Source organism: Ruegeria atlantica (genome assembly GCF_001458195.1).
GTDB lineage: Bacteria > Pseudomonadota > Alphaproteobacteria > Rhodobacterales > Rhodobacteraceae > Ruegeria > Ruegeria atlantica.
In genome coordinates, this window is the sequence record NZ_CYPU01000030.1 from 13541 (window position 1) to 35115 (window position 21575).

At 58.9% G+C, this 21575-nt stretch carries 21 protein-coding genes; 20 read left to right on the top strand and 1 reads right to left on the bottom strand.

Features of this window, described 5'->3' with window-relative positions; translation table 11 throughout:
* Nucleotides 1-167: 167 nt before the first annotated feature.
* The 20 genes from RUA4292_RS08885 (at nt 168) to RUA4292_RS08980 (ending at nt 20540) form a co-directional block, all read left to right on the top strand.
* Entirely contained in the window at nt 168-1844 is a 1677-nt protein-coding gene (locus RUA4292_RS08885; RefSeq protein WP_058277288.1) for a cytochrome D1 domain-containing protein, read from the top strand.
* Between the two features lie 124 nt (nt 1845-1968).
* Complete coding sequence (locus RUA4292_RS25540) at nt 1969-3756, top strand: NapC/NirT family cytochrome c (RefSeq protein WP_058277289.1); 1788 nt, start codon at nt 1969-1971, stop codon at nt 3754-3756.
* 55 nt (nt 3757-3811) lie between these two features.
* A complete protein-coding gene (locus RUA4292_RS08895; protein ID WP_058277290.1) occupies nt 3812-4213 on the top strand; it encodes a cupredoxin domain-containing protein in 402 nt (133 codons plus the stop codon).
* Nucleotides 4214-4403: 190 nt separating this feature from the next.
* Nucleotides 4404-5165, top strand: coding sequence for a uroporphyrinogen-III C-methyltransferase (gene cobA, locus RUA4292_RS08900; protein ID WP_058277291.1), 762 nt, complete (start codon nt 4404-4406; stop codon nt 5163-5165).
* Nucleotides 5158-5508, top strand: coding sequence for a c-type cytochrome (locus tag RUA4292_RS08905; protein ID WP_058277292.1), 351 nt, complete (start codon nt 5158-5160; stop codon nt 5506-5508). The genes cobA and RUA4292_RS08905 overlap by 8 nt, the downstream gene beginning before the upstream one ends.
* Nucleotides 5505-6650, top strand: coding sequence for a cytochrome D1 domain-containing protein (locus RUA4292_RS08910; RefSeq protein WP_058277293.1), 1146 nt, complete (start codon nt 5505-5507; stop codon nt 6648-6650). The genes RUA4292_RS08905 and RUA4292_RS08910 overlap by 4 nt, the downstream gene beginning before the upstream one ends.
* Nucleotides 6651-6653: 3 nt before the next feature.
* Nucleotides 6654-7643 carry a siroheme decarboxylase subunit beta gene (gene ahbB / locus RUA4292_RS08915; RefSeq protein ID WP_058277294.1) on the top strand — a complete coding sequence of 330 codons (990 nt, stop codon included), beginning with the start codon at nt 6654-6656 and terminating at the stop codon, nt 7641-7643.
* Nucleotides 7640-8089 (top strand): Lrp/AsnC family transcriptional regulator, encoded by a 450-nt coding sequence (locus RUA4292_RS08920; protein ID WP_058274922.1) that lies wholly within the window; start codon nt 7640-7642, stop codon nt 8087-8089. The genes ahbB (RUA4292_RS08915) and RUA4292_RS08920 overlap by 4 nt, the downstream gene beginning before the upstream one ends.
* On the top strand, nt 8086-8568 hold the full coding sequence (ahbB, locus tag RUA4292_RS08925; RefSeq protein ID WP_058277295.1) for a siroheme decarboxylase subunit beta: 483 nt from the start codon (nt 8086-8088) through the stop codon (nt 8566-8568). Before RUA4292_RS08920 ends, ahbB (RUA4292_RS08925) begins: the two co-directional genes overlap by 4 nt.
* Before the next feature lie 3 nt (nt 8569-8571).
* On the top strand, nt 8572-9786 hold the full coding sequence (nirJ, locus tag RUA4292_RS08930) for a heme d1 biosynthesis radical SAM protein NirJ (protein ID WP_058277296.1): 1215 nt from the start codon (nt 8572-8574) through the stop codon (nt 9784-9786).
* Nucleotides 9761-11314: a nitrite reductase gene (locus tag RUA4292_RS08935; RefSeq protein WP_058277297.1), complete on the top strand. Its 1554-nt coding sequence runs from the start codon at nt 9761-9763 to the stop codon at nt 11312-11314. The genes nirJ and RUA4292_RS08935 overlap by 26 nt, the downstream gene beginning before the upstream one ends.
* A complete protein-coding gene (locus tag RUA4292_RS08940; protein ID WP_058277298.1) occupies nt 11271-11534 on the top strand; it encodes a hypothetical protein in 264 nt (87 codons plus the stop codon). Before RUA4292_RS08935 ends, RUA4292_RS08940 begins: the two co-directional genes overlap by 44 nt.
* Before the next feature lie 89 nt (nt 11535-11623).
* Nucleotides 11624-12088, top strand: a complete 465-nt coding sequence (locus RUA4292_RS08945) for a hypothetical protein (protein WP_058277299.1) — start codon at nt 11624-11626, stop codon at nt 12086-12088.
* 44 nt (nt 12089-12132) lie between these two features.
* Nucleotides 12133-14256 (top strand): NosR/NirI family protein, encoded by a 2124-nt coding sequence (locus tag RUA4292_RS08950; protein WP_233493402.1) that lies wholly within the window; start codon nt 12133-12135, stop codon nt 14254-14256.
* A gap of 13 nt (nt 14257-14269) precedes the next feature.
* A complete protein-coding gene (gene nosZ, locus RUA4292_RS08955) occupies nt 14270-16177 on the top strand; it encodes a TAT-dependent nitrous-oxide reductase (protein ID WP_058277301.1) in 1908 nt (635 codons plus the stop codon).
* A 3-nt stretch (nt 16178-16180) separates the two neighbouring features.
* A complete protein-coding gene (locus RUA4292_RS08960) occupies nt 16181-17437 on the top strand; it encodes a nitrous oxide reductase family maturation protein NosD (protein ID WP_058277302.1) in 1257 nt (418 codons plus the stop codon).
* Nucleotides 17427-18320, top strand: coding sequence for an ABC transporter ATP-binding protein (locus tag RUA4292_RS08965; protein ID WP_058277303.1), 894 nt, complete (start codon nt 17427-17429; stop codon nt 18318-18320). The genes RUA4292_RS08960 and RUA4292_RS08965 overlap by 11 nt, the downstream gene beginning before the upstream one ends.
* Entirely contained in the window at nt 18317-19138 is an 822-nt protein-coding gene (locus tag RUA4292_RS08970; RefSeq protein WP_058277304.1) for an ABC transporter permease, read from the top strand. Before RUA4292_RS08965 ends, RUA4292_RS08970 begins: the two co-directional genes overlap by 4 nt.
* Nucleotides 19135-19650: a nitrous oxide reductase accessory protein NosL gene (locus RUA4292_RS08975; protein ID WP_058277305.1), complete on the top strand. Its 516-nt coding sequence runs from the start codon at nt 19135-19137 to the stop codon at nt 19648-19650. Before RUA4292_RS08970 ends, RUA4292_RS08975 begins: the two co-directional genes overlap by 4 nt.
* Nucleotides 19647-20540 carry an FAD:protein FMN transferase gene (locus tag RUA4292_RS08980; protein ID WP_058277306.1) on the top strand — a complete coding sequence of 298 codons (894 nt, stop codon included), beginning with the start codon at nt 19647-19649 and terminating at the stop codon, nt 20538-20540. The genes RUA4292_RS08975 and RUA4292_RS08980 overlap by 4 nt, the downstream gene beginning before the upstream one ends.
* Before the next feature lie 273 nt (nt 20541-20813).
* Here RUA4292_RS08980 and RUA4292_RS08985 read toward each other — a convergent pair.
* On the bottom strand, nt 20814-21575 hold a 762-nt coding region (locus RUA4292_RS08985; protein WP_058277307.1), incomplete at its 5' end, for an IS30 family transposase.

The window sequence follows — 21575 nt, forward strand, 5'->3', positions numbered from 1 at the left end:
CAAAACGGCGGAAAACATGCCTCTAAAACACAGATTTTCTGAGGTTTTTTGGGTGAATTTTTGCATCTCTACCCCGGTTTACGCCCCACCCGTTGACTTTCGTCAAGGAGCCGAAGGCTTCGGTGGGCCAACCTTAGCCCTGCCTCACCAGCAAATGGAGAGTGATCATGTCACTTGGAATCAGCTACAAAAAAACTGGCCGTGCCTTTGGGGTCGGTTTGGCGATGCTGCTGGGCAGCGTCGCTGCTCCGACACTCGCCGAAGAGCCAACCCTTGATAAGGACGCCTTTGAATCGTCAAAACAATTGTACTTTGAACGCTGCGCTGGCTGTCACGGCGTGTTGCGCAAAGGGGCGACGGGCAAAAGCCTTGAACCATTGGTGGAAACGAAAAACGCCGACGGCACCGTGACCGAATCCGGCACCCTCAAACTAGGACAGGAACGGCTCGAAAAAATTATCGCTTGGGGCACCGAAGGCGGGATGAACAACTTCTCGGACGTTATGTCTGAGGACGAGATCAGCAATATGGCGACCTATATCCAGATGGAGCCACCCAAGCCGCCGGAAATGTCACTTGAGCAAATGATGGCGACCCGTAAGGTCTATGTCGAACCCGAAGATTACCCAAGCGAGCCACTGCACGGCCGAAACTGGGAAAACTTCTTTGTGGTTATCGAACGTGACGTAGGCAAGGTGGCTGTGATCGACGGCGACACCAAGGAAGTGCTGGCGCATATTCCGACAGGCTATGCCGTGCACGTTCTGAAAGCGTCTGAGCACCATAAACTGGAAGAGCCGGAAAACCCTGGCCGCTTCTGGTACACCATGGGCCGCGACGGCAAGATGACCAAGATCGATCTGTGGCAGAACCCTGAGAATATGCTCGTGGCCGAGGTCACCATTGGCTATGACGCTCGCGACGTGGCCGTTTCTGGTGATGGTAAATACGTGATCGGTGGGGCCTATTGGCCGCCGCATTTCGCGATCGTCGATGCCGAAACAATGGAACCGAAGAAGGTTGTCTCGACCCGAGGCTACAACGTGGACGGGGATTATGTGGAAGAGGCGCGTGTTGCCGCGATCTACACCACTCCGAACGAGCCAACCTGGATCGTAGCTGTGAAAGAACTTGGCCAGCTGTGGCAGGTCGATTATTCCGATCTGGATAACCTGCGGATCGACAAGATCGACAGCGCCAAGTTCCTGCATGACGGGTTCTTTGATCCAACCGGCCGTTACTTCCAGATCGCCGCGAACGCGTCGAACAAGATGGTTGTGGTCGATACCGAAACCCACAAGTTGGAAGCCATGATCGACACGGCGCCGCTGCCGCACCCCGGCCCGGGCGCCAACTGGGAAGACCCGAATTGTGGCCCGGTTGCCGGTACGACCCACTTGGGCGAAGGCACTGTCACCGTGTGGGGCAACGACCCCGAAGGTCGTCCGGATGACGCCTGGAAAGTCTGCTACGAGGTGGAAACCGACGGACCCGGTCTGTTCATTCGGACACACCCGGAATCGGACTATATCTGGGCCGACCAGACCAAGCACCCTGAGCCTGAGGTTCAGCAATCGGTGCAGGTCATTGACAAGGCAACCGGTGAGATCGTGAAAACGATCCAGATCACAGAAGAGGAAGGCAACGTCGCAGTCCACTTCGAGTTCAACCAGGACGGTTCCGAGGTTTGGGTTTCCAAGTGGAACCGCTCGACCTCGAAGGAAGCGAACGGTGAGATCGTGATCTACGACGCCAAGACGCTGGAAGAGATTGGCCGCGTGAAGGGGCTGTTTGCACCGACCGGCAAATTCAACGTCTACAACCGGTCGAACCACGTAACCTGACGGATTCTCTACCAACTTCGGAAAGGGCGGGCCCCTCGCCCGCCCTTTCCTCGTTTGTTCACTCAGCCAAACTCACCGGCCTGCCATCCAAGGCCAGACAAGACAGCCAAAACGGAGCCCGGATATGACTTCCGAACCGGATAAGAAAAAACCGATCTGGCGCCGGTATTTCCTGTGGGGAATGCCCGTGGCCGGTATTGCCGCAGCCTTTGTCGGCGGCATCATCTTCTGGGGCGGATTCAACACCGCCATGGAAGCCACCAACACCAAAGATTTCTGTATCTCTTGTCACGAGATGCGCGATTTTGTCTATGAAGAATACACCGGCACGATCCATGACGTGAACCGGTCCGGTGTCGGTGCGGTCTGTTCCGACTGCCACGTGCCCAAGGACTGGACCCACAAGATGATCCGCAAGATCAAGGCGTCCAAAGAGCTGTACGGCAAGGTGGTTGGCACCATCAACACGCGTGAGAAGTTCGAAGCCAAACGCGTGCATTTGGCGATGAATGAGTGGGAACGGATGAAGGCCACCGACTCGCGTGAATGCCGCAACTGTCACGACTTTGAATCGATGATGCCTGAATTCCAGAAACCCCGCGCGCGTCAACAGCACCTGAACGCGATGACCGTGGGCCAAACCTGTATCGACTGTCACAAGGGGATTGCGCACTCGGACGCCCGCGACCGGGCCGACGAAGAGTATCTGGAAGAGCTTGAAGCGCCGAACCCGGACTTTATCCGTCAGATCCCGCCGGAATATATGGCGAGCCTTGAACGGATCGAAGCCAAGGAAGCCGCGGAAGCCGAGACCGAGAAAGCCGCCAAACAGGCGCAGCATGAAGCCGTGCAGGCTCAAATCGCTGCGGCGGTGGATGCGGCCGTGGCCGAAGAACGCGCCAAATCCAACGGTGAAGAAGCAGCAGCGCCCGCAAGCGGGGGTGGTGATGATGTCGGCGCGGATATCGACTGGAACGCGGTTGCCAGCGCCGATTTGAAACTGTTCTACCCCGGTCAAGCCTCGTTTGAATGGGTCCAGAACGGTAAGTTCCACGGCGGCGCTCGCCCTCTGACCAAAGGTGGAGACCAGTGTACGACCTGCCACGCCAAAGAGCTGGACACGATCGGCAACAAGATTGTTGCAGGCGGCGAATTGGAACCGACACCGATCCCCGGCAAACGCGGCGTAATCGACGCAACCGTTCAGGCAGCACATGATGACGAAAACCTGTATGTCCGGCTGCAATGGCCGGATGCAGGCCACAACCCTGCACCCTTCGTGGACGGCGGCAAAATGGATCCCGACAACCAGATAAAGGTCGCCATGATGATCACCGGCACCGGAATCGAGTTGGGTGATCAGGTAGGCTGCTGGGCTTCGTGCCACGCCGACAACAGCTATATGCCCTTTGACCCCGGCACGGATGCGATTGCCGCCAATGGCGACATCGCAGGTCGCATGTCTGCGCAGGACACCGTGACCAAATACATCAGCGAAAGCCGCACGGATGTCGAAATCAAAGGCCGCCGTGGCAAAGCGCTAGGCGGTTGGGACAAGCTGGAGGCCGAAGCACAGATCGAGCAGTACCTGGCAGACGGCACCTATCTAGACCTGATGCGCGTCTACGCCGATAGCAGCGCGACAAACGGCTATCTGCTGGATCAGCGCGTGGTCAATGACGGTGAAATCGCCGCCTCGGCTAACCTATCCGGTGGCATGTGGACCGTGGTCTTTACCCGGCCGCTGAACTCGGGCGCGCCGGGTGACGTCCCGCTCGAGCCCGGCCAGACCTATACGGTTGGTTTTGCGATCCATGACGATTTCGCCGCCGCCCGGTTCCACCATGTCACGCTGGACACCAGCCTGGCATTGGACGACGACGCCGCCTTCATCAACGTGGTCAAACAATAACAGATCGGGGCCGGGCACTCCGGCCCCACCCCATTTTGGAAAGGAGACTTGGACGATGAAACCCCAACACCTTCTTCCTGCCCTGCTTTTTCTGTCCGCGCCAGTATCGGCCGAGGGCACTGCCGAGCTGTGCGCCGAAGCAGAAGATCGTTATCTCACGCTTTTTGGCCAGCCAACCTCGGCGGTCGAGGATGCCGAGGTGGTGCTGATGTACAAGTACAACTTCTGCCCATCCGAACTGACCGTGAAGGCCGGCACCACTGTCCGCTGGGTCAATGTCGACAAGCGGACCAGCCACTCGGTCTTGCTGAAGGATGGCGGCAAGCCGGAAAGCGACCGGTTGTTCCCTGAAGAAACGGTCGAGATTACCTTCCTTACCCCGGGTCCGCAGGAATACCTGTGTGGCCCGCATTGGGAGACACAGAACATGATCGGAATGATCACAGTCGAACCCTGAGCCGAGGCAAAAATACAGGCAGAAAGAAAGGAGCGCGGGCGCAAATCCCGCGCTCCTTAACTTTAGTCAAGGAAACAGCGCAGTTAATGCGCAAACCTACCAGCATGACACGCCCGGTTGGCCCAGCGACGTCCTCAATTCGCCGAATGGACCCGGGTTTCGAAGACATTCAGACCAAGCGAGTTTGCACATGAGCGGTAAGGTTTTTCTGATTGGTGCCGGTCCCGGCGACCCCGAACTCATGACCCTGCGCGCACTGCGCATGCTGCAAGAGGCCGATGTGGTTGTGTATGACCGGCTGGTTTCGGCCGACATTCTGGACCGGCATGCCCCCGGCGCGCGGCTGATCCCGGTCGGCAAAGCGCCCAAGTGCCATACGGTGCCGCAGGACCGCATTAATGACATTTTGGCAAAAGAGGCCCGCGCTGGCCTCACCGTAGCGCGTTTGAAGGGTGGCGACCCGATGATCTTTGGCCGCGGCTCTGAAGAGGCCGCGTATCTGATGGCGCACGGTATCGCCATTGAATACGCGCCAGGCATCACAGCGGCACAGGGGGCATCCAGTTCCACTGGCGTGCCGCTGACCCATCGCGGCCTGGCAACATCGGTTCAATATGTCACCGGTCACAGGCAAGCCGACAAAGTGCTGGACCTAGATTGGAAACGGCTGGCCGATCCTGACGCGACGCTAGTCATCTACATGGGTGTCGCAAATATCGGTCAGATCGCCATGGGCCTGATGACGGAAAACCTGCCTGGCTCGACGCCTGTTTTGGCCGTAGGCAAAGCGACAACGCCAGACGAGCGTCGACTTGTTTCAAGACTGGACAAATTGGCGGCGGATGTGCGCGAGGCGGATCTGAAGGCCCCGACGCTGTTTATCGTCGGGCAAGTGGTTACCCTTTATGCGGATCAAACCGTGACGAACCTGCTGGAGCAGGCCCATGGTTAGTGATGTCCAATCGAATGGCGGGCTTCCGGCATGGGCCTCACGCGCTTTACTCACAACGGCCGTCCTCATAGCAACGTCAGCCCTTGCCGCCGATGTGCTTGATGGCAACGCGCTCAAACGGCTTGTGCATCAGGATTGCGGCTCTTGCCACGGGTTGTCTCTGAAAGGTGGTCTTGGGCCGGATCTGCGGCCCAAATCGTTGGAGCATTACGATGCAAACGTTCTGACCGACGTCATCCTTGACGGTATCCCCGGCACTGCAATGCCCCCGTGGCGGCCCCTGATCAGCGAAGAAGAGGCCGAATGGATCGCCCATTACCTGCTGGAACAGGAGGAACAATGAAACACTTTTTCCTTGGCCTCGCGGCCATCCTGATGATGACAACGGCGCAAGCCGAACACACCGCCACCGGCGACTTAGGCCTGGTGATCGAACGGGCCAAGGGCTCGGTCTTGCTGATTGATCAATCAGACCGTGTCGCGCTGGCGCGGATCGAAGGGCTTGGCGACCTGTCCCATGCCTCGCTGGTATACTCGCCTGATGAACGCTTTGCCTATGTGTTTGGCCGTGATGGGGGCCTGACCAAGGTCGATATCGTCACACGCCAGATCGTGAACAGAGTCGTGCAGGCGGGCAATGCTATTGGCGGCGCGATTTCGGATGACGGCCAATTGGTAGCCGTATCGAATTATGAGCCCGGCGGTGTGCGGGTCTTTGATGCCGACACGCTTGAAATGGTTGCCGACATCCCCACCGATAGCAAAACCATCGGTCTGGTCGACGCACCAGGCCGCCGGTTCGTGTTCACCATGTGGGACACGGGCGAGACCTGGATTGCCGATTTCTCGGCGGGCAAGCCAGAAATCACCAAGATCTTCGACATGGGCAAGAACCCCTATGACGCGCTTATCACCGCCAATGGACGGACCTACATCACCGGGCTATTCGGCGAAGACGGACTGACAGCGCTGGACCTCTGGGCCAACAATCCCGAACCGATCCGCGTGTTACCCGACTATGGTCGTGGTCAGGAAGAGATGCCCGTCTACAAGATGCCCCATCTGGAAGGCTGGGCACTAACGGGGGGCGAGTTTGTGCTGCCCGCCGTCGGCCATCACGAGGTGCTCTGGGTCGACGCCGATACCCTGACGGAAACCGGGCGCACCCAAACCCATGGCCAGCCTGTCTTTGCCATGTCGCGACCGGACGGGCGAGAGGTCTGGGTGAACTTTGCCCACCCGCTGAACGACACGATCCAGGTGATCGACAGTGTCAGCAAAGAGATCATCCACGAGTTCAAACCGGGGCCTGCCGTGCTGCATATGGAGTTCACCCCGCGTGGGCATGAGGTCTGGATCAGCGTGCGAGATGCCAACAAGGTCATGGTTTACGACACGCACAACTTCGAAAAGCTGCGTGAGATAGAAGCGGACAGCCCATCTGGCATCTTCTTCACCGCCCGCGCGCACAAAACGGGGCTGTAGGCGATGGAACATATCACCGACCCGATCGATCGCCGCCTGCTGGATGATTTTCAACGCAATTTTCCTGTAACGGACCGTCCTTTCCAGGTTTTGGCTTTCACGTTGGGGCTGGACGAGATTGAAGTGTTGGATCGCCTAGCCCGAATGCGGGCGACCGGCCGGATTACGAGAGTCGGCGCGACTATTGCCCCTGGCGCGGTTTCTGCCAGCACTCTGGCCACCGTCGCTGCACCGGGTGAACGCCTGGAAGAAGTGGCCGCTATGATCGACGCCGAACCGGGTGTGAACCATAACTACCAGCGCGAGGACAAATGGAACCTCTGGTTCGTGGCAACCGGTCCAGACCGGGCGCATGTAAATGACACGCTGGCTCGGATCGCCCAGCGCACAGGGCTGCAGGTTCTCGACCTTCGGTTGGTTCGTCCGTTCAACGTGGATCTGGGGTTTCGCATGTCCGGCAAGACCCGAAACGTTCCAAGCCCGCGCAACATAGATCGATCGGTCTTGCAAGACGGCGATCGCGCGTTGCTTCAAGCCCTCAGTTCGGGTTTGCCGCTGGTCACTGAACCCTATGCCGTGCTGGCCCAGTCAATAGGTCGCGACGCTGCGGGTGTGATGGATCGGATCGAGGTACTGCACAGAGCCGGTATCATCTCGCGCCTGGGCGTGATCGTGCGCCACCGTGCGCTCGGATGGTCAGCCAACGCAATGGTTGTCTGGGACTTGCCATCCGAACAGATCGACGCCGCCGGTCCTGCCCTTGCAGCCCACCCCGGAGTGACCTTGTGCTATGAACGGTGTCCGGCCGAAGGGGTCTGGCCTTATCGCCTTTACTCAATGATCCACGCCCGTACCCGCAGCGAAGCGCTGGAGATTCTGGCCAATGCGCGCGCGCTGCCGGACCTGTTTGGCGCGCAGCACAAGGTTTTGTTCTCGACGCGCTGTTTCAAACAGACCGGCGCGCTGATCCAACCGAAAGAGGCCGCCGCATGAAACTGGATGGAACCGATCGCGCGATCCTGAACCGGATGCAGGACGATCTACCCTTGGTATCGCACCCTTATGCAGCCGTGGCAGAGGAGTTGGGCATTCCTGAAAGCGAAGTGCTTAACCGCCTGACCCGTATGAAAGACAGCCGAGTGATCACGCGCTTTGGTCCGTTCTTCGACGCCGCCGCCATGGGGGGCGCTTTTTGCCTGTGTGCAATGGCGGTGCCAACTGAAGAATTCGAAACCGTCCTGACCAAAGTCAATGCGCATGCTGAGGTTGCCCACAATTATGAACGTACGCACCGGCTGAACATGTGGTTCGTGCTGGCCACTGAAACTCCTGAGGGGATCGTGGGCACTGCTGATGCAATCGAACGGGAAACGGGGATCTGCGTTCTTCGTTTCCCCAAACTACAGGAATTTTTCATCGGCTTTCGGGTGGCGGCATGATCGACGCAACAGATCGAGAGATTATCGAGGCGCTGCAAGGCGGGCTGCCCCTTGTGCCCGCGCCTTATGCGCAGGTGGCCGAGATACTTGGCATGGATGAAGATGCCCTTTTGTACCGCTTGTCCGAGTTGAAGTCGCGCGGTGTGATCCGTCGCATCGCTGCCGCGCCGAACCACTACAAATTGGGCATGACATCGAACGGGATGACCGTCTGGGATGTGGATGACGACCGGATCACCGAATTAGGCTCCCGGATCGGCGCGTTGCCCTTTGTCACCCATTGCTATGAACGCCCCCGCGCCCTGCCCGACTGGCCCTATAACCTGTTTGCCATGGTCCATGGTTCGGACCGTGACGAGGTCGAGGAAAAACGGGCCGAGATCACGGCCATTCTGGGCGATGCCTGCAGGGCCAAAGATATCCTTTATTCCACGCGCATCCTGAAAAAGACCGGGCTGCGACTGAAAAAGAAAGGCTGAGACTTGTTCCGCCTGACCGAATACATGCACCAACTGGTCAATCCGACACCAGTGCGTAAACGCCGGCCCGGCCCGGTGAAGCCGGTGGTGATCTGGAACCTGACGCGGCGCTGCAATTTGAAATGCCGCCATTGCTATACTGTTTCGGCGGATGTGGCCTTCCCCGGTGAGCTCAGCCATGAGCAAGCCATGGTAACCCTTGAGGATCTGGGCCAATTTCGCGTCCCGGCCCTGATCCTCTCGGGTGGAGAACCACTGGACCGGTTCGATTTCTTTGACATCGCCAAACGGGCCCGCGATCTGGTGCCGATGCTGGCATTGTCGACCAACGGCACGCGGATCTATGACGAAACAGCCGATATGATTGCCGATGTGGGGTTCAACTATGTCGGCATTTCGCTGGACGGTATCGGGGCCACAAATGACTGGTTCCGAGGGGTCGAAGGAGCATTTGCCGACGCCCTGCGCGGTGTCCGCGAATGTAAGAAGCGCGGCATCAAAGTGGGTCTTCGATTTTGCCTGACCGAGGGCACGCAACACCACCTGCCCGACCTGCTGCAATTGTGCGATGACGAAGGTGTGGACAAGTTCTACTTGTCCCATCTGGTCTATGCCGGTCGTGGGGACAAGAACCGGGGCGAAGATGCTGAACATCTGCGCACACGGAGCGGGCTGGACCTGCTGTTGGAGCGCGCATGGGAGGCTGCCTCGGGTGGTCGTCCTCTGGATATCGTGACCGGTAATAATGACGCTGACGCAGGGTATTTCCTGAACTGGGTCCGCGCGCGTTTCGATGCTGAAAAAACAGCTCATGTACGCGAGCATCTGGCGGCATGGGGTGGCAACTCCAGCGGCCTAGGCGTGGCCAATATCGACAATCTGGGCCGCGTACACCCCGACACTTACTGGTCGGACTACACTGTCGGCAATGTGAAGACCCGGTCGTTCTCGGAACTTTGGACCGGCGATGATCAAATGCTGGCCATGCTGCGCACACGTCCCCGCCCCCTGAAAGGGCGCTGCGGCGCCTGTCAGCTCAAGGATGTCTGTGGTGGCAACACCCGTATCCGGGCTTTGCAGGTGACCGGCGACCCGTGGGCGGAAGATCCGGCATGCTATCTGTCAAACCAAGAAATCGGCGTGGGTGACGCGGGCGAACGCCTGCAGGTCACGCCGTTCCGGGGGAAACGCCATGATCCGACGCATCAGTTCTTCTAAGACACTCAAACTCGGCACTCTCTGCTCGCTGTTGTTGATCGGAACTGCGTGGGCCGACGCTCCTTCGGATTACGCTGAATTTTGTGCGTCCTGCCACGGCGAAAACCGCTTAGGCGGCGTGGGTCCGGCGCTTATCCCTGAAACGCTGAAGCGGATGCGCGGCCCCCGCGTTGCCGCGGTTATCGCCGAAGGGCGGACCGCAACCCAAATGCCTGCCTTCTCGCACGAACTAGATGCGCTGCAAATCGAAGAACTGGCGGGTTGGTTGAAATCACCGCTGGAAAGCGATCCCGAGTGGGGTGAGGCCGACATAATGGCCAGCCGAATTCTGGACGAGAATTACGTCGCAGTTGAAGCCCCCATCTGGGACAGCGACCCGATGAACATCACTCTGGCTGTTGAGACCGGGGACCATCATGTCAGCGTGCTGGACGGTGACACTTTCGAGGTTTTGGACCGGTTCGAGACACCCTTTGCCGTTCATGGCGGTCCAAAATTCAGCCCAGACGGGCGATATGTGTTCATCATGTCACGTGACGGCTGGGTCCAGAAGTATGACATCTGGGCCTTGGAACAGGTTGGCCGCGTGCGCGCTGGCCTGAACAGTCGCAACATCGCCATGTCGGGCGATGGCAAATGGGTAGCAGTGGCAAACTACCTGCCCAACAGCCTGACCTTGCTGTCGACCGAAGACCTGTCCGTGGTCAAGGTCATCGACATCAAAAGCAAGAAGGGCAAGCCCAGCCGCGTTTCGGCGGTCTATCAGGCCCCCCCACGCGAGAGCTTTGTTCTGGCCCTCAAGGATGTGCCCGAGATCTGGGAGGTCTTCTACGGGGCCAATCCTCCTCAATTTGGTATCGGTCATGATTTCCGCATCGAAGGACAATTCAAAAACCCTGACCCTTTCCCGGTGCGCAAGATCACTACGCCGGACTATCTGGATGATTTCTTTTTCGACCAGAGCTATGAATACGTCATGGGCGCATCCCGCGGCGGCGAGGGCGGTCATGTGATTGATCTGGTCATCGGTCAGAAGGTCGCCGATCTGGATCTGCCGGGGATGCCGCATCTGGGCTCGGGGATCACGTGGAGGTATGGCGATACGACCGTGATGGCAACGCCCCACCTGACCGACGGCACCGTATCCGTGATCAACATGGAGACATGGAAAACTGTGAAGCAGATCAAAACCGAAGGGCCGGGGTTTTTCATGCGCAGCCATGAGAATTCTCCTTACGTCTGGGCCGATGTGTTCTTTGGACCCAACAAGGATGCGATGCATGTGATCGACAAGCAAAGCCTTGAAATTGTTAGAACTCTACGCCCTGCACCGGGTAAAACCGTGGCTCATGTAGAATTCACCAAAGATGGCAGCCACGCTTTGGTGTCAGTCTGGGAAGATGATGGCGCGGTGATCGTTTATGACGCGCAAACATTGGAAGAGGTCCGCCGCCTGCCGATGCGCAAACCTTCAGGGAAATACAATGTCTGGAACAAAATCACCTTCTCGGAAGGCACCAGCCACTGAGGGTAATTGGCCGGTCTGGAAACTGGCCATCCTTTTGTATCCGGCCACGACTTTGACCGTGGCCATCAACCTGTTTCTAGCGGGGCTGATCGCCAACAGCGCCGGGTTTGGCGTGATTACGCCTGTAGCCGCGATCCTGTGGTCAATTCCCCTGGGCGTACCCGCCGCGTGGTTGGCAGGGCGTTGGTTGCGCGGGTTGATGGATGAAGCGGACGAATAACGCGAAATTTCCTGCAGCCTAACCGAAGTCAAGTATCACCACGCGAGAATCCCCTACGACTTAGGAACGATTTCCGAGTTGGATTCTCCATGCCCGCCCTTAGCCCTCTGCACAGCCTCCCTGTTCGCGCGTTACGTGCGACGTGTGCGTTGGCGGGTATCCTTATGCTGTTGTTGCAAACGATCGGCCCGGCGCTGGCGAGTCCCGGCCAAAGCATGTGGGTGGAGATCTGCTCGGAGGCAGGCGCGGTCTGGGTCCAGATAGATCTTGAGGAGGAAGACCTGGACCCAACCGCGCCCTGCCCCAAATGCGCCGATTGCGCGCTGTGTGCGGTCACCTCGGCGGCCCCGGTGCCGAACTTGCCTGTACTCGCACGGGGCAACGTTATTCACACCGAACACCCTTCGCCCCGCGATCTGGTTGAGGTCTGCAGCTTGAAACGATTGTGGCCTGAAACCCGTGGCCCCCCGGCTGCGCCCAAGAAGTACATCGAACGCGCCCAGCGCGCGTCCATAGCGTCAATCCAAGTATCCGGAGGTGCGCTGTGGCCGTAAGTCGCGCAATCCAATTCCTGCTGGCCCTTACCCTGTCCTGCCTGATGGCTATCAGTGCCCATGCTGACAGCCTCGCCAGCTTCCTGCCTGACATCACCCCTTCTGAGTTGGTCCCCGAAGCCGATGCCTTTGGTACCGTGCGCGATGACGTGCCCGTTGCTCCGGTTCTAAAGGGCGGCGAGATCATCGCATGGGCTTTTCTGACCTCGGATTTCGTTGGCACCACCGGCTATTCCGGCAAGCCCATCCACGTGGTCGCCGCCATCGACGACGACGCAGTTCTGGCCGGAGTGAAACTGGTCAAACACTCGGAACCCATTGTTCTGATCGGCATTCCCAATTCGCGCATGGTAAAATTGACGGAAGGCTATGCCGGGCTGGACCTAAAAGTCGAAGCCGAGACCGGTGGTGAGGGGCATGACCTCGATATCATTTCGGGCGCGACTGTGACGATCATGGTGATTGATGACAGCCTGGTTCGTGGCGGCATCAAGGTAGCCCGCGCGCTGGGTCTGGGTGGTCTGTCGCCGCTACAGGCCGATGGTCCCAAGCGCGAAATCGATATGGCTAAGAACTCAGTCTATGACTGGACCACTCTGTCCGGCGATGGCTCGGTCCGGCGCCTGACTTTGGATGTCGGTCAGGTCAATGCCGCCTTTGCAGCCACAGGCGACCAGCGCGCCATCAAACGCCCGGAACCGGGCGAGCCGGATGACACGTTCATCGACATGCATGTGGCGCTGGTCTCGGTCCCATCGGTCGGCAAGTCCCTGTTGGGCGAGGCCGAGTATCAGAATCTGACCGAGTGGCTGGACGAAGGTGAACAGGCCATTCTGGTGCTGGGGCGTGGGGCTTACAGCTTCAAGGGTTCAGGCTATGTGCGCGGTGGAATTTTCGACCGGATTCAGCTTATTCAGGGCGACTATTCGGTGCGGTTCTTTGACAAGCAGCAAGAGCGTCTGGGCAAGGTTGCGGCCCCGGATGCGCCCAGCTTCACCGAACTGGATATCTTCAAGATCCCTGCCGAGGCCGAGTTTGACCCCGCCGAGCCGTTCCGCCTGCAATTGCTGGTGCAACGGGCCGTGGGCGCGGTTGAGAAGACGTTCCTGACCTTCGATCTGGGCTACAAACTGCCCGAGCAATACCTGCTGTCCGTCACCGCCCCGGCGGTTGTAGACGATGCCACGGGCGAAGCCGCGGCCAAAGCCGCACTTTGGAAGCGCATCTGGAAGGACCGCACGGTCGAGATCGCCGTGCTTGGCGTCATGCTGCTGGTGCTGACCGCAACCTTCTTCTTCCAGTTCCACGCGACGATGAATGCACAGGTCTTCTACTGGTTCCGCATCGGATACCTGACCATGACCCTGTTCTTCATTGGCTGGTACGCCAATGCACAGCTGAGCGTCGTGAACCTAATGGCATTGGCGGGCAGCCTGCGGACCGGCTTCTCATGGGATGCGTTCCTGCTGGATCCACTGGTCTTCATCCAATGGTTTGCCGTCGCCGCCGCGTTGCTATTCTGGGGCCGTGGTGCCTACTGCGGCTGGCTGTGTCCATTCGGCGCACTGCAGGAGCTGACCAACAAGATCGCGCGGGCCTTACGCGTCCCGCAATGGACGCTGCCTTGGGGCCTGAACGAACGCCTCTGGCCCGCAAAATACATGATCTTCCTGGGTCTCTTCGGCCTCAGCTTCGTCTCGATCCCGCTGGCCGAGACTTATGCCGAGATCGAACCCTTCAAGACGGCAATCATTCTGAAATTCATGCGGGACTGGCCCTTCGTGGTCTTTGCGCTGACCCTGCTGGGGATCGGGCTGTTCATCGAACGGTTCTACTGCCGCTACCTCTGCCCGCTGGGCGGAGCGCTGGCCATCCCCGCCCGAATTCGCATGTTCGACTGGCTGCGCCGCTACAAGGATTGCGGCACCCCCTGTCAAACCTGCGCCAACGAATGCCCCGTTCAGGCCATCCACCCCACCGGTGAGATTAATCCGAACGAGTGCGTCACCTGCCTGCATTGTCAGGTGCTCTACCAGTCCGAGGACAAATGTCCCGTCGTTATCCGCCAGCTCAAGCGGCGGGCCAAGACAGGGTCGGTCGATCTCAAGACCCCACTCGGACAACCACCGGCGAACCATCCGAACGCCAAACCGAAAACCGTTTCCTAAAGGAGGAACGATCATGTCGGAACATGACAACAAACTGAACATCACACGTCGCGGGATGCTGGGCGCAACCGCAACCGGCGCCGTGCTGGCCGGGACCGGTCTGGGTTCGACCCTGATGACCGCAAAACAGGCCAGCGCCGCCGCCAATGCCAATCTGCAGCCCGGCGAACTGGACGAGTATTACGGCTTCTGGTCCTCGGGTCAGACTGGTGAGCTCCGCATTCTGGGTTTTCCTTCCATGCGCGAGTTGATGCGGGTTCCGGTCTTCAACCGCTGCTCGGCCACCGGTTGGGGCCAGACCAACGAGTCGCTGAAGATCATGACCGATGGTCTGCTGCCGGAAACCAAGGAATTTCTCGCCAAGCGCGGCATGAAAACCTATGACAACGGCGACCTTCACCACCCGCATATGTCGTTCACCGATGGTACCTATGATGGCCGCTATCTGTTCATGAACGACAAGGCCAACACCCGCGTCGCCCGCGTGCGCTGCGATGTGATGAAATGCGACAAGATCACCGAAATCCCGAACGCCAAGGCGATCCACGGTCTACGTCCGCAGAAGTTCCCGCGCACCGGCTATGTCTTTGCCAATGGTGAGGATGAAACGCCGCTGGTCAACGATGGCACAGTGCTGGACGATCCGTCGCAATACGTGAACATCTTCACGGCGCTGGATGGCGACACCATGCAAGTGGCGTGGCAGGTGATCGTGTCCGGGAACCTCGACAACACGGACTGCGACTATCAGGGCAAATACGCCTATTCGACCTCGTACAACTCGGAAATGGGTATGAACCTGGCCGAGATGACCGAAAACGAGCTGGATCATGTCGTTGTCTTCAACCTCGCAGAAATCGAAGCAGGGATTGAGGCCGGTGACTATCAGGAACTGAAAGGCGTCAAGGTTCTGGATGGACGCAAGGGTCAGAACAAGAAGTACACCCGTTACATCCCGATCCCGAACTCGCCGCACGGTATCAACACTGCGCCTGACGGCAAGCATGTCTGCATCAACGGTAAGCTGTCGCCCACCGTTTCGATCATGGACGTCACCAAACTAGACGCCCTGTTCGAAAGCGATGCCGACCCACGCTCCTGCATCGTGGGTGAACCGCAGCTGGGTCTTGGCCCGCTTCACACCGCCTATGACGGTCAGGGCAATGCGTTCACCACGCTGTTCCTCGACAGTCAGATCGTGAAGTGGAACATCAAAGACGCCATCAAGGCCTATGCCGGTGAGGACGTGGACCCGATCATCTCGAAGGTTGATGTGCACTATCAGCCGGGCCACAACTCGACCACCATGGGTGAAACCAAGGAGGCCGACGGCAAATGGCTGATTTCGATGAATAAGTTCTCGAAAGACCGGTTCCTGAACACGGGCCCGTTGAAGCCTGAAAATGAGCAGCTGATCGACATCTCATCCAACGAGATGAAAGTGGTTCACGACGGTCCGACCTTTGCTGAGCCGCACGACTCGATCATGGTTCGCGCCGACATCGTCAACCCGGTCAACGTCTGGGACCGCGCCGATGTCACATGGGAAGACGCCCGCAAACAGGCCGAGGCCGATGGCATCGATTTGGAAGACGGCGCCGAGGAGCCCATCCGGGACGGCAATAAGGTGCGGGTCTATATGACCTCGCAGGCCCCGACCTTCAGCCTTGAGAAGTTCACAGTCAAACAGGGCGACGAGGTGACGGTTTACATCACCAACCTGGATGACGTGGACGATGTGACCCACGGCTTCTGCCTGGGCAACTACGGCATCGCGATGGAAGTGGCTCCGATGGCAACCGCATCGGTCACCTTCACCGCCGACCGTCCGGGCGTGCACTGGTTCTATTGCCAGTGGTTCTGCCACGCGCTGCACATGGAAATGCGCGGCCGGATGCTGGTCGAACCGGCGGGAGCATAACCCATGCGTTGGTCCCTGCTCATACCGCTCCTGCTTGGCTCGCCCCTTTGGGCGGCGGACTGGGATGTGCCCAACCGGGCGGGGGCCATCAATGAAACACTGGCGCAGGCGGCGGATGGAGACACCCTCCGCCTGAGCCCCGGTATCTATACCGAAACCCTGGTTCTGGACCGGCCCGTCACCATTGACGGGCAAGGACAGGCCACCATTGACGGACAAGGCGAGGGCAGCGTCATCACCGTGACCGGGCCCGGTGTAACCGTGCGCGGTCTGACAGTGATCGGTTCCGGTTCAAGCCATGACGGGATCGACAGTGGCATCCAGCTGACCAAAACGGCTAAGGCGCCGGTGGTCGAGGATAACGTGCTGCTGGGCAATCTTTTTGGCGTCGACATTCATGGTGCCAAGGACAGCATCGTTCGTGGTAACCGCATTGAAGGTCGCCAAGACCAGCGAATGAACGACCGTGGAAACGGAGTCTATGTCTGGAACGCGCCCGGTTCCGTGGTGGATAGCAATGACATCCGCTATGGCCGCGACGGGATCTTTGTGAACTCGTCGAAAAAGAACACCTTCACCGGCAACCTGTTCCGCGACCTGCGTTTTGCGGTGCATTACATGTATGCCGACGACTCAGTTGTCAGTGACAATGTCTCGATCGGCAACGATCTGGGTTATGCGGTGATGTTCACGACCAATGTGAAAGTCGCCGACAACGTCTCAATCGGTGACCGTGAACATGGCGTGATGTTGAACTACGCCAACAAGAGTCAGATCACCGGCAATGTCGTGATCGGTGCCAAGGAAAAATGCACCTTCCTTTATAACTCCAACAAAAACGAATTCACCGACAACTGGTTCCATGGATGCGGCATCGGCATCCACTTTACTGCCGGGTCCGAGCGCAACCGGATCGTCGGAAACGCCTTTGTCGGCAACCGGACCCAAGTGAAATACGTTTCGACCAAATGGGTCGAGTGGTCCGAAGACGGGCGCGGCAATTACTGGTCCGATTTTGCCGCCTATGACGTGGACGGCGACGGCATCGCCGACGCCCCTTATCGCCCCAATGACAGTATGGACCATGTGCTGTGGACCCAACCCGCGGCCAAACTTTTGCTCGGCTCCCCCGCCGTACAACTGGTGCGCTGGTCGCAATCGGCCTTCCCGGCGCTGTTGCCGGGCGGTGTGATGGACAGCAATCCATTAATGCAAGCCCCTGAACCCCCAGCTATGAAAAAGGTGCCTCATGACGGATAAGGCCCTGAGTATTACCCAAGTCAGCAAGGACCGAGGTAAAACCCGTGTTCTTGACGATATCACCCTGTCTCTTGCCCCTGGTCAGCGCGTGGCGCTGCTGGGCCATAACGGCGCGGGCAAGTCGACCCTGATCAAATCTATCCTCGGTCTGACATCGATCCATGTCGGAACCATCCGGATCGGAGATGCCACTCCCGGCAGTGCGCAGGCGCGGCGGGATACTGCCTATTTGCCTGAGGCAGTGTCGTTTCATCCTGCGCTGACGGGCCGCGAGCAGCTGACCTTATTTGCGCAACTCTCCGGGTCCAGGGCCGATGTCCCCAGCCTGCTGGACCGCGTGGGCCTTGGCAACGCTCTGGACCGCCGGATCGGAACCTACTCTAAAGGCATGCGCCAACGTCTGGGTTTGGCGCAAGTGCTGCTGGGCCGGCCAAAAGTAGCGCTGTTGGATGAGCCAACAAGTGGTTTGGACCCGATCTCGCGGCAAGACCTATATGCCATCATCGATGAATTGGCCGGGCAAGGCACAGCGGTCCTGATTGCCTCCCACGCTCTCACCGAGGTCGAAGCCCGCACCGACCGCATCGCCATCATGCGCGAGGGCCGAATGGTTGCGGATGACACGCTCAACAATCTGTCGGCGCTGGCTGGCCTGCCGATCCGCCTCAAAGTGCGTGCCAGCGCGAACCCCGAAGCACTTGCCGCCGAACTGGGCGGCAACCGGATCAACGGAGCATCTGTGGAACTGCTCTGCTCGCCGGATGACAAGATGGAGGCCCTGCGCCGCATCGCCGGACTGGGCGACGCCGTGGCGGATGTGGAAATGACCCCGCCCAAACTTGAAGACCTCTACCGCCATTATGCACAGGAGGAGATGCAATGACCCGCTTCCTCGCCATCACCCGCACCGAGATGTTGATCCTGCGCCGCAACCGCTGGCTGTTGATGGCCACGCTGATCATGGTGCTGTTCGCCTTGGCCCTGACCTTTGCAGGCAGCGCGCCGACCGGGACGCTGGGCGTCGATATGCTGACCGTCTCGGTCGCTTCGATGACCACGCTTTCGGTCTATCTTGCGCCGCTACTGGCGCTGATGATCGCTTTCGACGCCATCGCAGGCGACGTGGACCGGGGCAGTCTGTCGTTACTGCTGTCCTACCCCGCCGGACGCGGAGAAATTCTGCTTGGCAAATTCACCGCCCATCTGGCGGCATTGGCCTTTGCCATGACCATCGGTTTCGGCACCGCAGGCGCAGTGGCAGCATGGTTCGGTGGCGCGGGCCAAGAAAGCCTGATGGCTCTGGCGCGCCTAATCCTTACCTCCATCTTGCTGGGCGCCGTTTTTCTGGCGCTGGGCTACCTGCTGTCTGCTCTGGCAAGGGGCGCCACGGCGGCGGCAGGGTTGTCGGCCGGGCTCTGGCTAGTCTTTGTCGTCCTCTATGATCTGGGCTTGTTGGGAGCCGTGGTCATGGATGAGGGCGGCACATTCACCCAATCCGTCTTTCCATGGGTGATGGTGGCCAACCCGGCCGACGCATTTCGTTTGTGGAACATCGCCGCGACCGAAGGCGTCGCAATGGCGTCCGGCATGACCGGTGCGGCCCAAGCTCTGCCCGTCTGGGCCGCGCCCGCCTCGCTGCTGATCTGGCCGGTACTGGGCTTTGCCCTTGCCCGTGCCGCTTTCCGGAGGGTTGAGCCATGAAACGTCTTGTGCTGATTGCGCTGATTGCCTTGGCCGCTTGCAAAGAGGAGGTCGCCGTTGCCCCCGACCCGGTTGATCTGACTCCCGATGCGCTGAGCTTCTTCTGCCAAATGAATATCGCCGAGCATGGTGGCCCCAAAGGGCAGATCCATCTGGAAGGTTATCCCGCACCACTGTTCTTTGCACAGGTACGGGACATGGTGGCCTACCTCAAAAGCCCGGAGCGAGACGCCGACATAACTGCCATTTATGTCAGTGATATGAGTGTCGCGCCCAACTGGCAGCAACCGGGTGTATCCAACTGGATCGCCGCCGAAGTCGCCACCTTTGTTGTCGGCTCCAACGTGGCAGGCGGCATGGGTGCGCGTGAGGTGGTGCCATTTTCCAACCCAGCCGATGCCGCATCCTTCATCGACCAGTATGGCGGTGCCGCTCTGACCTTGTCCGAGATTCCTGATACTGAGGTGCTAGGCCCGGTCGATCTGGGCTTACTACTGGAGACACCCGCATGACCTTTCTGTCCCGCCGCCGGTTTCTGACCATCTCGGCTGCAAGCGCGGCCTGCCCTGCAATCGCTAGCCCTGCTACAGCAGCACGGTGGCGCGGTTCCGCGTTGGGCGCACCCGCCAGCATGCAGTTGGTCGGGCTGACAGATACCCAAGCCCGCCCCGTTTTTGCCGCTGTCGAAGCCGAAGTCACACGGCTGGAAGATATCTTCAGCCTGTATCGCCCGAAATCCCAACTTTCGCGCCTGAACCGCGATGGGTTTCTTTTGCAACCAGCGCCCGAGCTCTTGAGCCTGTTCAGCCTGTGCACAGTTTTGTACCAGAATTCAGGGGGGGCTTTTGACCCGACAATTCAGCCTCTCTGGGCTGCTCTGATCAACGGTGACGATGCCACAACCGCCCGCAAATCCATCGGGTGGAACAAGGTCACGGTTAATAACGATGTTATCCGCCTGCCCTACCCAGGGCAGTCGGCGCTGACTCTGAATGGAGTAGCGCAAGGGGCAATCACAGATCGCATTGCTGCGCTGCTCAGATCACAGGGGCTGCAAGACGTTTTGGTCGACATGGGGGAAATCGCAGCGCTCGGACAACGTCACGATGGGCGCGATTGGCAAGTCGGTTTGGCAGGCGCCGAAAGTCAGATCACTAAGCGTATCTCTCTGCGCGACCGAGCTGTTGCGACCTCTGATTCCGGTAACCTGATGCTGACTGACGCTCACGGTCACATCCTCAGCCCCGCCGGTCAAACACCAGCGCGCCGGGTTTTGTCGGTATCTGCAAACTCCGCAGCGCTCGCCGATGGGCTTTCAACAGCCCTGTGCGCACTGTCTGACGGAGATATACCGAGCGTTCTGAACCGTTTCCAAGATGCGCGACTAGAGATGAAAGTCTAACCCGGACCGCACACTTCGGACATAAACGTCGCGCATCATCGGCAACAAATGAACTCGCGATTACTACCGATTCAAAGCGTAATGGCGGAGACGAAGTCTTATTCAATATGAGTTTAAGGCATTGACGAATAATGTAAATATTTAGAAATAATGACTATATCACACTCTATACCCCACAAACGTTCAGGCTTCGCTAAAATCGGTACTACTCGCGACGCAGGTTGAACGCCGCCTCGCCGCTCTCCAAACTAAGGTCCGCTTTGTGCTGCCGTTTCAACCGATCGCCGCAACACATTCATGGAACGTCTCTGCTGGTGAGAAGTAATGCAACGTTTTTCTTGGCCGCTCGTTGAGTTCACGAGCAACTGCGTCGAGATGTTCCTGGCTGTGCACTGAGAGGTCGGTGCCCTTTGGGAAGTACTGGCGCAGGAGACGGTTGGTATTCTCGTTGGTGCCGCGTTGCCACGGGCTGTGCGGGTCGCAAAAGTAGATGTCGAGATCGGTGGCCAGTGCCAGGTTCTTGTGATCGGCAAGCTCTTTGCCGCGGTCCCAGGTCAGCATCTGGCGAAGCTCTCTCGGCAGATGTTGGATTTGTGCGGTCAGCGCAGCCACGACAGTCTGCGTTTCTTTCCCGCCCACCTTCACGAGCATGACATAGCGCGTGCGCCGCTCCACCAGCGTCGCGATGAAGCTGTTCTTCGAGCCGGCGATCAGGTCACCTTCCCAGTGGCCGGGAATGGCGCGGTCTTCGACAGCGGCCGGGCGTTCCCGGATCGAGATCGCATCCTTGATTTGACCGAGCCCATCCCGCTTCAGGCTAGCATGGCGAGACCGGCGGATGGCACGTGTCGCGCGCAAATGTGCAAGCAACTCCTTCTTCAGAACGCCACGGGCCTGGATAAACAGGCTTCTGTAGATCGTTTCGTGAGACACACGCTCGCCCTCGTCGTCGGGATGCTCGCGCTTCAGCCAACCCGCGATTTGCTGCGGCGACCACTTGCGTTCGAGCTTCTGAGCTATTGTGTGACAGAGCGC

Coding starts and splice junctions, on each gene's coding strand:
- RUA4292_RS08940 (WP_058277298.1), top strand. CDS start 11,271: ATGTCTGGAACAAAATCACCTTCTCGGAAGGCACCAGCCACTGAGGGT.
- RUA4292_RS08970 (WP_058277304.1), top strand. CDS start 18,317: ATGACCCGCTTCCTCGCCATCACCCGCACCGAGATGTTGATCCTGCGC.
- cobA (WP_058277291.1), top strand. CDS start 4,404: ATGAGCGGTAAGGTTTTTCTGATTGGTGCCGGTCCCGGCGACCCCGAA.
- RUA4292_RS08975 (WP_058277305.1), top strand. CDS start 19,135: ATGAAACGTCTTGTGCTGATTGCGCTGATTGCCTTGGCCGCTTGCAAA.
- ahbB (WP_058277294.1), top strand. CDS start 6,654: ATGGAACATATCACCGACCCGATCGATCGCCGCCTGCTGGATGATTTT.
- nosZ (WP_058277301.1), top strand. CDS start 14,270: ATGTCGGAACATGACAACAAACTGAACATCACACGTCGCGGGATGCTG.
- RUA4292_RS08965 (WP_058277303.1), top strand. CDS start 17,427: ATGACGGATAAGGCCCTGAGTATTACCCAAGTCAGCAAGGACCGAGGT.
- RUA4292_RS08980 (WP_058277306.1), top strand. CDS start 19,647: ATGACCTTTCTGTCCCGCCGCCGGTTTCTGACCATCTCGGCTGCAAGC.
- RUA4292_RS08885 (WP_058277288.1), top strand. CDS start 168: ATGTCACTTGGAATCAGCTACAAAAAAACTGGCCGTGCCTTTGGGGTC.
- RUA4292_RS08935 (WP_058277297.1), top strand. CDS start 9,761: ATGATCCGACGCATCAGTTCTTCTAAGACACTCAAACTCGGCACTCTC.
- RUA4292_RS08950 (WP_233493402.1), top strand. CDS start 12,133: ATGGCTATCAGTGCCCATGCTGACAGCCTCGCCAGCTTCCTGCCTGAC.
- RUA4292_RS08960 (WP_058277302.1), top strand. CDS start 16,181: ATGCGTTGGTCCCTGCTCATACCGCTCCTGCTTGGCTCGCCCCTTTGG.
- RUA4292_RS25540 (WP_058277289.1), top strand. CDS start 1,969: ATGACTTCCGAACCGGATAAGAAAAAACCGATCTGGCGCCGGTATTTC.
- ahbB (WP_058277295.1), top strand. CDS start 8,086: ATGATCGACGCAACAGATCGAGAGATTATCGAGGCGCTGCAAGGCGGG.
- RUA4292_RS08910 (WP_058277293.1), top strand. CDS start 5,505: ATGAAACACTTTTTCCTTGGCCTCGCGGCCATCCTGATGATGACAACG.
- RUA4292_RS08920 (WP_058274922.1), top strand. CDS start 7,640: ATGAAACTGGATGGAACCGATCGCGCGATCCTGAACCGGATGCAGGAC.
- RUA4292_RS08905 (WP_058277292.1), top strand. CDS start 5,158: ATGGTTAGTGATGTCCAATCGAATGGCGGGCTTCCGGCATGGGCCTCA.
- RUA4292_RS08945 (WP_058277299.1), top strand. CDS start 11,624: ATGCCCGCCCTTAGCCCTCTGCACAGCCTCCCTGTTCGCGCGTTACGT.
- RUA4292_RS08895 (WP_058277290.1), top strand. CDS start 3,812: ATGAAACCCCAACACCTTCTTCCTGCCCTGCTTTTTCTGTCCGCGCCA.